Below are 14,726 nucleotides of genomic sequence, written 5' to 3' on the forward strand. Positions count from 1 at the left end.
TTTCAGGCAGCAGCATAAGCGCCAGATCAGGTGTCAGTGCCACAAGAATCCAGGTGGCCATAAGCGCGACCAGGTACATTGTAGAATACTTGAGCAACCGGAAGTAAGGCACCCCCGTCACACCCGACGCCACGTAAAGGTTCAGGCCATACGGCGGGGTAATGAAGCCGATGGATGCACCCACAAGGAAGACCACCGCAAAGTGGATCGGATCCACACCGACCGACACCGCAATCGGCGCCAGAATAGGGGCGAGGATGATCGTTACAGGCAGCGACTCAAGGATCATGCCTGTGACAAACACGATGGCCATGGCCGTAAAGAGCACCGCATAGTATCCGCCCATACCGGTGACGAAATCACCGATATACTCTTTCGCCCCCAGCGACGACAGCACCTGCTGCATCGCCACCGATACTGCAATCAGCGGTACAAGGATGCCGGTGATCTGAGCAGAGCGTGACACGATGGAAGGAACGCTTGGGAGGGTGAAGCCTTCGACGACAAACATCGACAAAAAGCTCTTATCCTCAACCGGCACATCCTCGGCGCTGCCCAGGAGCTTGTTCAGCGGATAGCACAGCAAACCGACAAACACACAAAAGCCGACGGTGATGCCCGCAGCCTCGGTCGGCGAGAACTTACCGGTGTAGATGCCCCAGAGCACGAGGCCGATGGCGAAAAAGCCGAGCCAGGCACCAAAAGCGGTCTTAATAACCCGCTGGAACGACAGTGCGATCAGGATGCCCCAGCCGTTGATGGTGCAGACGATGAAGGCAACCGTCATCATGGCGATGACCATCAGCGTACCGGGTACGATACCCGCAATGAACAGCTCTGAAATCGGCAGGTTCATCAGGAAGCCGTAGACAATGAAGATGATCGACGGCGGAATGATAATGCCGACCGTACCGCCCGCAGCAGCTGTCGCTGCCGAGAAACGTTCGTCGTAATTGCCTTTCACCATTTCAGGGTGAAGCATTGAGCCGATGGTCGCCGTCGTGGCCGAGTTTGAACCGGAGATCGCCGCGAAAAGTCCGCAGGCTGCGATGGATGCCATCGCAAGGCCGCCGCGGAGCCACCCCAGACAGGAATAGGCAAAGTTCGACAATCGCCGGGCAATACCTGACTGGTTGATCAGGTCCCCTGTCAGAATAAAGAGGGGCATGGCCAGCAGGGCAAAGCCCTTACTGAAGACGTTGATCAGCTCGTTGCCGGTATTTGAGAGGGGCAGATCGATGACAAAGCTGCATCCGATCACCCAGTAAAAGATAACCAGCAGAACCGGCGTGCCGAGCATGAAGAGCATGGTCACGGCAATCGAAATTAGTGTAATCCAGGATCCGTCAGACATTATACATCTCCGCCGATAACTGCTTGTTCAATGATCTGGTGGCCCGAACGGTAGTTGTTCCAGTCTTCCAGCCAGTTGCCGATCACACGACCGGACATCAGGGTGAATGCAGCCGGAACGGTGAGGTAGAACCACCACTTCATGACATCATCGACACCGTCGACCAGCTGAAAATTGTCTGCGGAGAGCGCCGTGAAACGCAGCGATGTTGTAATGGCGATCCAGCAAAAGCCCAGCCAGAGCGCCGCGTCCAGAGTGAGTGTCGCCAACTGGCCCGCTGGCGGCATTTTCGCCCGGAATTCGCTGAAGCTCAGGTGTGTGCGCAGTTTGACATTATAGGAACACGCAAACCACGCCATGACCATAAACAGGAAAGGGGGGATTGTTGTCGATCCGGACCACTGGCTTGAGAACACAAAGCGGTCGATTACGCCCCAACAGATGATGCCCGCGATAATGAGATACATCGTGACGGATATCCCGCGCTCCAGATGCTTTTCCGCGAAGGGCACATATTTGTAAAACAGATGCGCCAGATACCCCCCGACGAGCGTAAACACAAAACAGAACAACCACATGCCTTCGGCCTCGAACGCACTCCGCATTTCCCAGGCGCTGCCCGAGAAAATTGCAGAAACGATGGCCGCGACTTCAGTAAATGCCGACATACTGACCTCCCCCTCATTTTGAGAACCCCACTGCTAGAAAACGGGGTTTTGAGATAAACAGGGCCGACCCGAACTCCTCTTCAGGTCGACCCTTTCTCTTCTCAGGCTACCGCCTGTATCAGGCTTTCCACCACCGGCGGGGCTCAACGTTCTCAGGCAGCGTGTCGCCAGGGATCGTGCGAACCTCGTCGTAGATTTCCTGGTATGTATCGCGGCCGCCGGACCAGCCGTTCAGCCGCTCGCGCCAGTCTTCCCAGAGCTGTGGCTGGAACTCAGGCGAGCACATCTCTTCGGCTTTCTTAATCTCAGCCTCAGACAGGAACGCATTGCGCACGCCATTCTGGGCAAAAATGGTATTCGGAAGCTGAGGATCGGACTGACCAACGGTGTTGATAAGCGCAACCTCGTTCGCCGCCTGAACATGGACCTGCGCCAGATAGGACGATTCCATCACAGCATCCTGCAGTTCACCACCAAGACCGTCAAAGACAGATGCCGACATTGCCGTATGCTCGGTGCCGCAGAAGAAGTTCAGGTGAACAGACTGCGAGACAACCGGTGCCATGTTCGCATAGGCAACTGCAGAAGCCCATGTTTCCGCACCGTCGATGAGGCCCTGCTTGAGGCCATCGAGTGTTTCTTCCCAGGCAACCGGAACCGGGTTGAGGTTGAGTGCTTCCATGGCGATCCGGCCAAGCTGTGTGCCCGTGACACGGTTTTTCGTGCCTGCCAGTTCGTCAATGGAGGTCACGGTCGGCTTGTCGGCAAAGTTCAGACCCAGCTGGATACCGCGGAGTTCCGCGTGGCTGAAAAGGAACTTCAGGCCGTGACGTTTTTCATAGGGCTCGCGCAGCAGTGCCATGGATGCCGGTGAATAAAGGAAGTGGTACTGATCCGCGCGGTTACGGAACATATACGCATAGTCAAGAACGTTCAGATAAGGGGCGCCACCGGCCGAGTTCTGTGTGGAGGCCGCATATATGTCGACGATTCCCTGCTGGGTTTTCTCAACGCAGGATGTCTGGCCGCAGATCTGGTTGTCCCCGATAAATTCAACGCGAATCTCGCCGTCGGTACGGCTTTCGAGATCACGTGCAAATTCCAGAGCGCCGGCACGTTCGATCAGCAGGTTGCGTGCGTTAAAGCCGGATGCGCCGAATTTCAGTGTGTGCTTGGCTTCTTTCGCAAAACGCTTCTCATACGTGGATTCAGCAGCTTTGGCGAGATTTGCAACACTCATTGCGCCGCCAAACGTCCCCGCTGCGAGGAGCGTGGAGCTCAGGCCGTACCGCCCGGCAACCCTGAAAAGGTCGCGGCGCGATATGCCGTTAATATTGTTTGATGTTTTCATGCGTTCCTCCCTGAACGTGTATTATTGAGACATTTTGTCCCAAAAACACTAGTATGACTTTAGGTTTTTGCCTAGAGTTTTTTTCATACTACATAGGGGGCGCTCTCGTGGAAGCGGATTTTATTGTAATCGGGGCCGGCTCGGCCGGATGTGTGCTGGCAAACCGCCTCAGCGCGGACAGCTCAAACAGCGTGATTCTGCTGGAAGCAGGCGGTCGCGACATCAATCCCTGGATCCATATTCCGGTCGGTTACTTTAAGACAATTCACAACCCGTCTGTCGACTGGTGTTACAAAACCGAGCCCGATCCGGGGCTGAACGGTCGCTCTATCGAATGGCCCCGCGGCAAGGTTCTGGGCGGGTCTTCTTCACTCAACGGGCTGCTCTATGTTCGCGGGCAGCCGCAGGATTACGACCGCTGGCAGCAGATGGGCAACCGTGGCTGGGGTTGGGACGAGGTCCTGCCGCTTTTTCGCCGTGCCGAAAACAACGAACGCGGTGCCGATGAATTCCACGGCGATCAGGGGCCGCTGTCGGTTTCAAACATGCGCATTCAGCGCCCGATTACCGATGCCTGGGTGGCAGCCGCACAGGCGGCGGGCTATCCGTTCAACCCCGATTACAACGGCGCCGATCAGGAAGGAGTGGGCTTTTTCCAGCTGACCTCGCGCAATGGCCGGCGGTGCAGCTCTGCGGTGGCCTATCTCAACCCGGCGCGCAAACGGCCCAATTTGCAGATCATCACGCACGCTCAGGTCGACAAAGTCGACATAACTGATAACCGCGCCACCGGCGTGACATACCGGGATCGCAGCGGACGGCAGGTCAGCATCGGCGCGCGCAAAGAGATCGTGTTGTGCGGCGGTGCCATCAACTCACCTCAACTGCTGATGCTGTCCGGCGTCGGTGAGGCAGAACAGCTCGCAGAGCACGGGATCGGGGTGAAAAAAAACCTGCGCGGTGTGGGCAAAAACATGCAGGATCACCTGCAGGCGCGACTGGTGTACAAATGCAATGAGCCCACCCTGAACGATGAAGTCTCGACATTGATGGGTCAGGCAAAGATCGGGCTGAAATATCTGATGTTCCGTGCGGGGCCCATGACGATGGCTGCGAGCCTCGCCACCGGTTTCCTGAAGACCCGCGATGATCTGGAAACGCCGGACATCCAGTTTCATGTACAGCCGCTCTCGGCGGAAAACCCGGGAAAAGGTGCCGATAAGTTCTCGGCCTTCACAATGTCCGTGTGCCAGCTGCGTCCGGAAAGCAAAGGCGAAATCCGCCTGAGTTCGTCCGAGCCGAGGGAATATCCGAAGATCATCCCGAACTATCTCTCCACCGAAACCGATTGCCGGACAATTGTGGCAGGGGTCAATATAGCGCGGACCATCGCTCGACACGCGCCGCTGACCTCCAAAATCTCGGAGGAATACCGGCCTCACGCAAGTCTCGACATAAAGGACTATGACGCCACCCTCGACTGGGCGCGCAACAACACAGCATCAATTTACCACCCCACGGGCACCTGCAAAATGGGCAGCGATGCCGATGCGGTTGTCGATGACAGGTTGCGGGTGCATGGCATCAAGGGCCTGCGTGTCGCCGATTGTTCGATTATGCCCGAAATCGTGTCGGGCAATACCAATGCGCCGGCGATTATGATCGGTGAAAAGGCATCGGATCTGATTTTGGAAGACGCCTGAGCTCATATGGTTCCGCGCGGGGACTGCCGGCGCGTCATACCGGCCCGGGACGGATTGTTTTTCCGGGCCGGTTTTGCCAAAATCTGACGCTCATGAAGAGACCTGGGGCGGCACAGAACCGTTGTGGGTCCGGAGCAGAAAGCTGAGCTGATGTCGGGGAGGTTATTCTCCAGTGCTGACCGGGCGCCCCATCTGGGCCCCTATCCGCTGGAACGGCTGGTGCGCGGGCCGGCTCCCGATTATGCAGCAGTGCCGCCGATGCGAAAGATTACGTTTCGCAGGCCGGAGGAGCCCGCATCGATCGTTAATGCGATGGCCGATTATCAGGCAACGATGGATGCGATCCGCGACGGCATGGTCAATAACGCCCGCGCGGGGTGTCCGGAGAATACCGGCGAGCGGGCGCGGCATCTCAAATCATTTGGCTATTTCAACGATGCTTCGATGGCGGGCATCGGGCCGCTGCCCGCCTCGGCCCTGCTCGACCAGCCGCGGCGCAACCCGGATATCGACCGGCTCGCCGCCGGTCTCCGCACGCGGCAAACAAAGACCCTGGCCTCCGGTATCGACATTATCATGGCCGATCTGCGCGACAGCATGCAGGCTCCGCCCGCCACCATCACAGATCATACCCGCGTTATCGTTTATCTTTATGAACTGCCGCGCGAACTGCGTCCCGGAGAGCGGGGCACGGACTGGATCCGTGACGCAGGGCATCACAGCGCCTGCCTGCGGGCTTCCGAGACCGCGGTTGTGATTGCCAATTACATCCGGCTGCTCGGCTGGGATGCCAAAGCGCATACCCTCACCAGCACCGATATCGACCTTAATCAGGCGACGGTGGCTGCCGGGCTGGCGGTGGTTGAGGGAGATGTTCTGGTCAACCCGCTGATCGGTGAGCGCTTTGGTGTCGCCGCAGTAACAACTACAATGCCGCTTGAGCAAGACGCACCACTCGCGCCAATGGCAAAGCAGGTGCCATCTTTGCGGGACCGGCTGGCATGGGCCACGGGTTTTGGCACCGGTACCTCGTCGCGCAACCGCGATCCCTTTGCCCGGCGCGATTTTGTTGATGGTCCGCATCCCTTTGAGACCCTGAAACGCTTGGAGGACCCCACGACCTATATTGACGCGGCACGGGTCGCCAGGGTGCCTAAACGTACAGATATGTTCGCCCGCGCACAATTCGGGGATATGGGCAAAACCAGTCAGGAGGCCGCCGCCGGCGGGCATTACGCGCGCAAAGCCGCCCCGTCGATGGCGCAGCGGCGCATGCTTGGTGCTTTTGTATTGTTGCAGGACGGCCCGAAGGCGGAAGCACCGCCCCGGACCGATGCCCACCTGAATGCGGAGAATATCAAAGCCGCATGCTACTATCTGGGCATCGACGCTGTGGGCATCAGCGGCTGTCCGGACTGGACATGGTACAGCCATGACGCCACAGGTGCGGTGATCGAGCCGCCCCATGACCAGGCGATCAGCATGATTGTCGATCAGGGCTATGAAACGATGGAGGGGGCAAGCGGCGACGACTGGATCAGCGTGGCGCAATCCATGCGTGCCTATCTGCGGTTTTCGCTGCTGGGCGGTGTGATTGCTCAGCATCTGCGCAACCTCGGTTACAGTGCAAAAGCGCATACGGTTATGGACGGAGAGGTGCTGCAGCCCCCGCTGCTGCTTCTCTCCGGTCTTGGCGAGGTCAGTCGCATCGGCGAGGTCATCCTGAACCCTTTTCTCGGGCCGCGCCTGAAATCGGGTGTGGTCACCACCGATATGCCGGTCACACACGACAAACCAATCGATTTCGGACTGCAGCGGTTTTGCGAAAGCTGCAACAAATGCGCGCGTGAATGCCCCTCAGGCGCGATCACCGCCGGGCCGAAACTGATGTTTAACGGCTATGAGATCTGGAAATCCGACAGTCAGAAATGCGCAACGTACCGGATCACCACGCCGGGCGGTGCGATGTGCGGACGCTGCATGAAGACCTGCCCCTGGAACCTTGAGGGGCTTTTTGCCGAAAAACCCTTTCGCTGGGCTGCGATGAACCTGCCTGGGGCTGCCCCGGTGCTCGCGAAACTCGATGACAGGCTGAAGCGCGGCGGGCTTAATCCGGTAAAGAAATGGTGGTGGGACATTGAGCTGACCGATAACGGCAGCTATCAGCCCGCCCGCAATCCGGTGAACGCGCGGGCGCTGCAGCCCGGGCTTAATCTGAAATACGAAGACCAGACGCTGGCCGTCTATCCCGCACCTCTGGCGCCGCACCCCTGGCCTTATCCTTTCCCGATGGACAGGGAGGCCGGAATAGACGCCTACGGCCAGATGATCCCGGCCAAGACCTACCGGGAACGGCGGGCCGCCGGCGAAACGGGCCCCTGGGATCACCGCTATACCAACGATACTGACAGCCCGGTGCTGCATCTGATTCTAACATCGGTCGATACCCTGTCGGATCGCGTTCTGCGTTGTGTATTCAAGGATCCGGGCGGCGCGGATCTGCCACAATGGGAAGCCGGTGCGCATCTGGATGTCGTGATTTCGCCTGACAAACTGCGCCAGTACTCGATGTGTGGCGACCCTGCAGACCGCTCACGCTATGAAATCGCGGTGCTGCGTGAAGACGCCGGGCGCGGCGGCTCAGCTTTGCTGCATCGCATATTCACACCGGGCCGGCGGGTGTTCGTCTCCCGCCCCATCAACCACTTCCCGCTGATGGCGGAGGCGAACGAGCATCTGTTGTTTGGCGGTGGAATCGGGGTCACGCCGATGGTTGCCATGGCGCATGCGCTGCACCGCTCGCAAAAGCCTTTCACGCTTAATTATTCGGTGCCTGACCGCGCCTCAGGCGCATTCATTGATGATCTCTCCCGCGTTCCCTGGGCGGACCGCGTGCGCGTTTTCGTGTCAGACGAGGGCACGCGGGCCGATCTGGCGGCACTCGCGGGCACGCATAAACCCGGGCAGCACATATATACCTGCGGGCCGGATGCGTACATGGCTGCTGTGACCAATGCGGCCCGCGCTGCGGGCTTCCCTGAAGATGCGGTGCATCTTGAGTATTTTGCCGTCCCTGAAGTGCCGGAATATGAAAACCACCCGTTCCGGCTGCAACTTCCGGACGGACGCGTTCTGGATGTTGCGGCTGATAAAACGGCTGCTGCTGTGCTGATCGAAAACGGCGTGGCGGTGGATCTTAAATGCAGCGACGGCCTTTGTGGCGTCTGCCGTTGCGGGGTGAGGGCAGGAAAAGTAGAGCACCGCGATTTCGTTCTCTCCCGTGCTCAGCGGCAGGACAGTATGATCCTCTGTCAGTCGCGGGCCGCTGAAAAAAACGGCATCATTTCGATCAGTTTGTGAGCGAATCAGATACCGGCGACGCGCTCCTGTGGATAACTCTTAACGAATCCGTGACACGCCCCAACTCCGCCGGATACCCTTTATTCAGTTCGAAAAATGCCGGGGGGCCGCATGAAACACCAACAGGTTTTTGAAACGCAGGCGTCACAATACATCCTGTCAATCAATCCGGCCGACGTGCCGCCGTTCATCGGCAGATGTCTCAAAGACCGCACTCTCAGTACTCTGGTGGCGCATCTGAACCAGGATATGCTGGACGGCACACCCAAAGAGCAGGACGAGGCCCGCAAGGCTCTGGAACTTATTGGCTTTATCTGATCAGTGGTCAGTGGTCAGTCCCTCCCGCCGAGCGGGCAGCGCAGGATTTCATGAAACAGTCCGGACGCGTCCTCGCCGGTCAGCGTCAGACTGTCCACCTTGAAGGGATCCGGACAAACACCTTCGAAATGCACTTCAGCCGCTGTGCGGGTCTGCGCAAGCAGCGGCTCTTTAAGAGGTCCGGTCAGCGTCATATGAAACCGGAACTCCTCCATCACGTAAGGGTACCCCCAGCGGCCAAGGTTGGCCTCCTGCTGCGCTGTCAGCCGCGATTTGCGCCGTTTTTCAAGCTCCTGAGACGTGGGTGGTGCACGAAACCGGTCCAGGTCCCGGACCACACGGGCTGCCAGCCGCGCCAGATCTCTTGTGTCACCGACGGGTGTAAGCGCGAGAAACCGTCCGAGACGGCTGATCTCCAGCGCCTCTGTGGTGGCCGGGCTCAGCGTCGCGCAGAGATCCGTTAAGGCTTTCTTCAGCGACTGCGCATCTTTTTGCGCGGCAAGGCGGAACGGCGGTTTGATCGTGCCGTGAAAGCCATACCGGCGCGGCCGCCCGATCATGTTCTCATCTGGCGCGCCGACCCGCTCACCGGTGGCGATATCCCAGCCAAGCCAGGTCGCACCGGCGCGCGCAAAAGCACCCCCGGGGGCTGTGTAATAAATTCCGTATCGTGTAAAATCCACCCCGGCTCTCCATCAGGCAGGTAGCCTGCACCATACTCTTCTGTTTGTGTAACAGAAGTCTTTTGATGCGCACTTTCCGGGGCGTCGCCCCTTGCCTTCGCGCGCCTGCTCTGGCCACATCGCACCGGGCCGGTCAGAGAAGGAGAACCCCATGCGCGCGATGCAGGTGACAGAACTCGGACAGCCGCTGACCCTTGAAGATATCCCGGAGCCACAGGCCGCCCCCGGACAAGTGGTGGTCAGAGTTCATACCTGCGGGCTGAACTTCGGTGATCTTCTGATCATCAAAGGCACCTATCAGGAAAAACCACAGCTGCCGTTCACGCTGGGTATGGAACTGTGCGGCACTGTCACCGCGGTGGGTGACGGCGTCACAGATCTGGTGCCCGGGCAGCGGGTCGCTGCCTATTGCGGGTTTGACGCGCTGGCCGATTACGCGGCTATCCCTGCGAATGTCTGCGTGCCCGTGCCGGACGAAATGACCGATGAACACGCCGCGGCCTTTCTGATCGCCTATGGCACCAGCCATGTCGCGCTGTCTTACAAGGCGGGTCTGAAACCGGGAGAACGGCTTCTGGTGCTGGGGGCCTCTGGCGGTGTGGGGTTGACAGCTGTGGAACTTGGAAAACTGATGGGCGCAGAAGTTGTCGCCGTGGCCCGCGGCGCGGAAAAGCTGCAGGTGGCAAAGCAGGCCGGCGCAGATCACCTCATCAACTCAGAAACCGATGATATTCGCGAGGTGGTCAAAGGGCTCGGAGGGGCCGATGTCGTTTACGATCCGATCGGCGGCGATCAGTTCCGGGCGGCTCTGCGGGCCTGTAATCCTGAGGCACGGCTTATTCCGCTGGGCTTTGCCTCGGGCGAGGTGCCACAAATCCCGGCAAATCACCTGCTCGTCAAAAACCTCACGGTGATCGGTTTTTACTGGGGCGGATACACAAGGGTTAACCCAACCGTGCTGACCGACAGCTTTCGTGAACTGATCGCCTGGTACGTTGAGGGCCGCATCCATCCGCACGTCAGCCACGTGCTGCCGCTGGAGGAGGCCAATGCCGCCCTTGACCTGCTGCGCACCCGCAAAGCCACCGGAAAAGTCGTCGTCCGCATCAGCTGAGCCGCCGGTGCGCGGCATTTTGATATAGCGGACTGACGCCCGGAACTGTAGCGTGGCGGTATTTCAGAAAACATACGGGGGCCCTTGGCAGTCATGTCGGAAAATATCCACCCACTTGCACCTCATCACCTTCCGCCATTCTTCTCGACACCTGATGGAGGCGATCACCTGTTTACCGTCATGATCTTTCTTGTCGTCGGTGTCATTCTGCTTCTTGGAATTGCCTATTTTACCCTTCATGCGATGCCCGAAAAGATGGCCCATCAGGGCAACAGCACACAGCTGCAGCTCATCAGTATCCTCGCGATGCTGGCCCTTTTCACACATAACAACGTTTTCTGGGTCGGCGCGCTGGTGCTGGCCGCCTTCCGGCCGCCTGACATCGTGACACCGCTGCAGAATATTGCGCAATCGCTGAACAGTCTCGTGAACAGGGAACGCTGAAGTGCTTGAACTGATTATCTGTTCTCTTGTGACCATTCTGCCCGATTACCTGCTGCGCCGGAAATTTCAGGATAAAAGGTGGGGCCGTGAGATCAATTTCTTCACCGTATGGTATGAACTGCGCTGGGGTATCACGCTGTGTGCGATGCTCACGATCAGCCTGATTACGGTGGTCTTTTATTATCACCCGCAGACCAAAAACGTGTCGTCATACTTCCGGACTGTGACCATTCTGTCGGAATCCGCGGGCCGGGTCGCTGAGGTTTATGTTGAGAACAACAGCAAAGTGTCTGCGGGGGATCGGATCTTCGGGCTCGACAGCACCCGTCAGGAAGCAGCGCTTGAGACCGCAATGCGCCAGATCGAGGAGGTCGATGCATCGCTTGCTCTTGCGCAGTCTGACCGTGCAGCCGCAGAGGCAGCCGTCGATCAGGCCCAGGCCGCACTGACACAGACCACGGATGATCTCGAACGTCAGAGAAGCCTCTTTGAACGCGGCTCGTCTGCGGTGTCCGAGCGGGATGTCGAAATCCTTGAGAACGAACGCGATGTGCGACAGGGAGCACTTGATGCGGCGTTCGCGGGTATCGACGCGGTTGAGGCCAATATCACCGTCCTGCTTCCCGCCCGCCGGGCCAGTGCCGAAGCCGCGCTGGAACAGGCAGAGGTCGAGCTGGACAAAATGACCGTCTACGCCGGCACAGACGCCGTGGTGGAGCAGTTCGCGCTGCAGGTGGGCGATATCGTCAATCCCATTCTCAGGCCTGCGGGTGTTCTTGTCCCGCGCGGCTCAGGCAGCGGCCGGTTTCAGGCCGGCTTTTCGCAGATTTCCGCCCAGGTGGTGAAGCCCGGCGGTGTGGCCGAGATAACCTGTATATCCAAGCCTTTCACGATCATTCCGATGGTCATTACGGGTGTCCAGGATGTGATCGCCGCCGGACAGATCCGCCCCTCCGACCGGCTTGTCGATCCGCAAAACCAGGGCGCGCCGGGCTCGGTCACTGTCTTTATGGAACCGATCTATCCCGGCCAGACGGATGATATACCACCCGGCAGCCGCTGCGTGGCCAATGCCTATACCAGCTTTCACGCCGAACTGGAGGACCCTGATGCCGATCTGGGTTTTCTTACCCGGGTGAGCATGCATGTGGTTGATACTGTCGGGCTGGTGCACGCGGCAGGTCTGCGGATCCAGTCGTTGTTGTTACCGTTGCAGACGCTGGTGCTGACAGGGCACTGACCGGTCATCTGCGTTTCACCGGGCCCCGGGCAACCATCCGGGCCTTGTGCTGTTCACGCAGGAACACGAAAAGGCCCGAGCCGAGGATCAGCGTGATCCCGATCCAGACTTCCAGTGCCGGCAGATCACCGAAGATGAGCCATCCCCAGAGCACGGCAAGCGGCAACCCGACATATTCAAACGGCGCCACGGTGGCCGCATCGGCGATCCGGTATGCCTGGCTCAGGCAATACCCGATGATCGCCGCATTAGCCCCCATCGCAACCAGCCAGACCCAGTCCTGTGGCGTGGGCCAGACCCATGCCCGCAACAGAAAGAACAGCGACGGGTTGTCGAGACCTTCGGCATAGCGTCCGTCGCCCGCGACCAGGAAAAACCCCGAGGAGACGACGATAAACGCCAGTTGCACATAAACCGACATCGCCGATGCCTTGCTGTTTACCCCCAGCATGCGTGTCATCAGCTGGTTTAACGCATAGGTGAGGGCCGCGATGACCGGTAAGACCAGCACCAGACGGGAGACCTGCAACTCTTCTGCGCTGGCCCAGGGACGCTGCATGATAATCACTCCGGCAAAGCCGACAGTGACAGCGGAAAGCCGCAAAGGCCCGACTTTTTCGCCCAGCATCGGTATGGAGAGGAGCGTGATAATCAGCGGTGCGGCGAAAAAGAGTGCTGTGGCATCGGCCAGGGGCATCGCCGCCAGCGCCGCAAAATAGCACATGTTGGCGATCACGATCAGCAGGCCGCGCAGCGCATGGAGCATCGGCTGGCTGGTGCGCAGGATCTGCAGACCGCCTTCCATGCGGATCAGAAAGAGCGACAGAATGATCCCGATGAACGACCGGATAAATACCAGCTCGTGCAGGGGATACCCCCCGGAAAGCTGTTTGATCAGCATGTCGTTGAACGAAATAGCCAGCACCCCACCCAGTACAAAGAGAATGCCGGCTGCGGCGCGGTTTTCGGGAAGCGTGGCCATGTGCCAGACCTATCAGCCGCCAGCGTGCTGTCGAGCCCGAATACGACATCGGCAAAATCGAATGGCACGGCCCGTTTGCTTGGGTTAGGCTTTGCTCAGACACCGGCGCAAAGGAGGCTCCCATGCAGATGTCAGACACCCGCCAGATCGCCGCAACACCGGCACAGGTTTATGCCGCTCTGCTGACGCCCGAGGTGCTGGAGGCCTGTGTGCCGGGCGCGCAGGACGTGAGCGGATCGCCCGAAGAAGGGTTCGAGGCCACGGTCGTGCAAAAAGTCGGGCCGGTTAAAGCGACATTCAAAGGCAGTGTTACCCTGTCTGATATGGTGCCGGACCGTTCCCTGAAAATATCAGGCGAGGGCAAAGGCGGTGCTGCCGGTTTCGCCAAAGGTGGTGCCGAGGTACGCATGACCGCAAAAGACGGCGGGACCGAGCTTAGCTATGACGTTGAAGCGAGGGTTGGCGGGAAACTGGCGCAGCTGGGCAGCCGGATCATCGACGGGTTTGCGAAAAAGATGGCGGATCAGTTTTTTGCCAATCTGCAGGAGACGCTCGAAGGACCGGCACAGTCTGATGAGGCCCCGTCGGATGATGCGCCGGAAGCCGAGAAAAAGAGCTGGTTGAAGCGCATCACCGGCAAGGCCTGAGCCAGCCACTGTCCGGGTTGCGCACAGTCTGACAGATATCTGTGCATTTGTGCTCTGTTGCGCCGGCGGTTTCCGGCATACGTAGCAGGGCCGGAAAAACAGAGGTCCGTATGCCACCTATTCTTGATATCTCAGACCTGCGCAAATCCTATGCCGACGGGTTTGAGGCGCTCAAAGGCGTTGACCTGCAAATCGAAGCGGGAGAGATCGTGGCGCTGCTCGGTCCCAACGGCGCGGGCAAAACAACGCTGATTTCCACCGCCTGCGGGATCACAATGGCGACGTCGGGCACCGTTCATGTGGGTGGGCATAATACGGTGAGTGAATATCGCGCCGCGCGGGCTATGATCGGTCTGGTGCCGCAGGAGATCAATCTTGAACCCTTCGAACGGGTCATCAACACCGTGCGGTTTTCGCGCGGCCTTTTTGGTAAGCGCCCGGATGATGCGCTGATCGAGCGTGTGCTCAGACAGCTTTCGCTATGGGACAAACGTAACAACCAGATCCGCGAGCTTTCCGGAGGGATGAAACGCCGGGTGCTCATTGCCAAGGCGCTGAGCCATGAGCCGCGCCTTTTGTTTCTCGATGAGCCGACGGCGGGCGTGGATGTCGAGCTCAGAAAAGACATGTGGGATGTCGTCCGGGGCCTGAAAGCCACCGGCGTGACCATTGTGCTTACCACCCATTACATCGAAGAGGCCGAAGCCATCGCTGATCGTATCGGCGTTATAGCGCGGGGTGAAATGCTGCTGGTTGAGGATAAGGACGCGCTGATGACCAGGATGGGCCGCAAACAGCTGGATGTGCAGCTCTCTGAAGAGCTCGACGCAATCCCGGAAACACTGTCGTCATACGATCTGGT

The 14,726-nt window shown here is 58.9% G+C and carries 13 protein-coding genes; 8 read left to right on the forward strand and 5 right to left on the reverse strand.

Going from position 1 to position 14,726, the window contains the following annotated elements; all coding sequences use genetic code 11:
- The 3 genes from Q0M35_RS12100 to Q0M35_RS12110 form a co-directional block, all read right to left on the reverse strand.
- On the reverse strand, nt 1-1,354 hold a 1,354-nt coding region (locus Q0M35_RS12100; protein ID WP_295315579.1), incomplete at its 3' end, for a TRAP transporter large permease.
- On the reverse strand, nt 1,354-2,022 hold the full coding sequence (locus Q0M35_RS12105) for a TRAP transporter small permease subunit (RefSeq protein WP_295315581.1): 669 nt from the start codon (nt 2,020-2,022) through the stop codon (nt 1,354-1,356). The genes Q0M35_RS12100 and Q0M35_RS12105, both read right to left, overlap by 1 nt.
- A gap of 118 nt (nt 2,023-2,140) precedes the next feature.
- The gene (locus Q0M35_RS12110) at nt 2,141-3,373 is read right to left on the reverse strand and encodes a TRAP transporter substrate-binding protein (protein ID WP_295315583.1); all 1,233 of its coding nucleotides are present in this window, start codon (nt 3,371-3,373) and stop codon (nt 2,141-2,143) included.
- A 107-nt stretch (nt 3,374-3,480) separates the two neighbouring features.
- Between Q0M35_RS12110 and Q0M35_RS12115 the strand changes: the two genes are divergently transcribed.
- The 3 genes from Q0M35_RS12115 (at nt 3,481) to Q0M35_RS12125 (ending at nt 8,754) form a co-directional block, all read left to right on the forward strand.
- Nucleotides 3,481-5,076, forward strand: coding sequence for a choline dehydrogenase (locus Q0M35_RS12115; protein WP_295315586.1), 1,596 nt, complete (start codon nt 3,481-3,483; stop codon nt 5,074-5,076).
- 150 nt (nt 5,077-5,226) lie between these two features.
- Complete coding sequence (locus Q0M35_RS12120) at nt 5,227-8,436, forward strand: reductive dehalogenase domain-containing protein (protein WP_295315588.1); 3,210 nt, start codon at nt 5,227-5,229, stop codon at nt 8,434-8,436.
- Between the two features lie 111 nt (nt 8,437-8,547).
- Nucleotides 8,548-8,754 carry a hypothetical protein gene (locus Q0M35_RS12125; RefSeq protein WP_295315590.1) on the forward strand — a complete coding sequence of 69 codons (207 nt, stop codon included), beginning with the start codon at nt 8,548-8,550 and terminating at the stop codon, nt 8,752-8,754.
- 14 nt (nt 8,755-8,768) lie between these two features.
- Here the strand turns inward: Q0M35_RS12125 and Q0M35_RS12130 are convergent, their stop codons facing one another.
- Nucleotides 8,769-9,437, reverse strand: coding sequence for a DUF1045 domain-containing protein (locus tag Q0M35_RS12130; protein ID WP_295315592.1), 669 nt, complete (start codon nt 9,435-9,437; stop codon nt 8,769-8,771).
- Nucleotides 9,438-9,588: 151 nt separating this feature from the next.
- On the opposite strand from Q0M35_RS12130, the gene Q0M35_RS12135 reads away from it, so the two are divergent.
- The 3 genes from Q0M35_RS12135 to Q0M35_RS12145 all read left to right on the forward strand — a co-directional run bounded on the left by Q0M35_RS12135 (nt 9,589) and on the right by Q0M35_RS12145 (nt 12,235).
- Nucleotides 9,589-10,551, forward strand: coding sequence for an NADPH:quinone oxidoreductase family protein (locus Q0M35_RS12135; RefSeq protein WP_295315596.1), 963 nt, complete (start codon nt 9,589-9,591; stop codon nt 10,549-10,551).
- A 180-nt stretch (nt 10,552-10,731) separates the two neighbouring features.
- Nucleotides 10,732-10,995 (forward strand): hypothetical protein, encoded by a 264-nt coding sequence (locus tag Q0M35_RS12140; RefSeq protein ID WP_295315598.1) that lies wholly within the window; start codon nt 10,732-10,734, stop codon nt 10,993-10,995.
- A 1-nt stretch (nt 10,996) separates the two neighbouring features.
- Nucleotides 10,997-12,235 carry a biotin/lipoyl-binding protein gene (locus Q0M35_RS12145; RefSeq protein ID WP_295315600.1) on the forward strand — a complete coding sequence of 413 codons (1,239 nt, stop codon included), beginning with the start codon at nt 10,997-10,999 and terminating at the stop codon, nt 12,233-12,235.
- A gap of 4 nt (nt 12,236-12,239) precedes the next feature.
- Here the strand turns inward: Q0M35_RS12145 and Q0M35_RS12150 are convergent, their stop codons facing one another.
- Nucleotides 12,240-13,217, reverse strand: a complete 978-nt coding sequence (locus tag Q0M35_RS12150) for a DMT family transporter (RefSeq protein WP_295315602.1) — start codon at nt 13,215-13,217, stop codon at nt 12,240-12,242.
- Nucleotides 13,218-13,339: 122 nt separating this feature from the next.
- On the opposite strand from Q0M35_RS12150, the gene Q0M35_RS12155 reads away from it, so the two are divergent.
- Both Q0M35_RS12155 and Q0M35_RS12160 read left to right on the forward strand, forming a co-directional pair.
- The gene (locus Q0M35_RS12155) at nt 13,340-13,864 is read left to right on the forward strand and encodes a carbon monoxide dehydrogenase subunit G (RefSeq protein WP_295315605.1); all 525 of its coding nucleotides are present in this window, start codon (nt 13,340-13,342) and stop codon (nt 13,862-13,864) included.
- A 110-nt stretch (nt 13,865-13,974) separates the two neighbouring features.
- Nucleotides 13,975-14,726 (forward strand): ABC transporter ATP-binding protein (locus tag Q0M35_RS12160; protein WP_295315607.1); only part of this gene is annotated, 752 nt, incomplete at its 3' end.

It is taken from the genome of Roseobacter sp., assembly GCF_024639605.1.
In the GTDB taxonomy this organism is placed as follows: domain Bacteria; phylum Pseudomonadota; class Alphaproteobacteria; order Rhodobacterales; family Rhodobacteraceae; genus Roseobacter.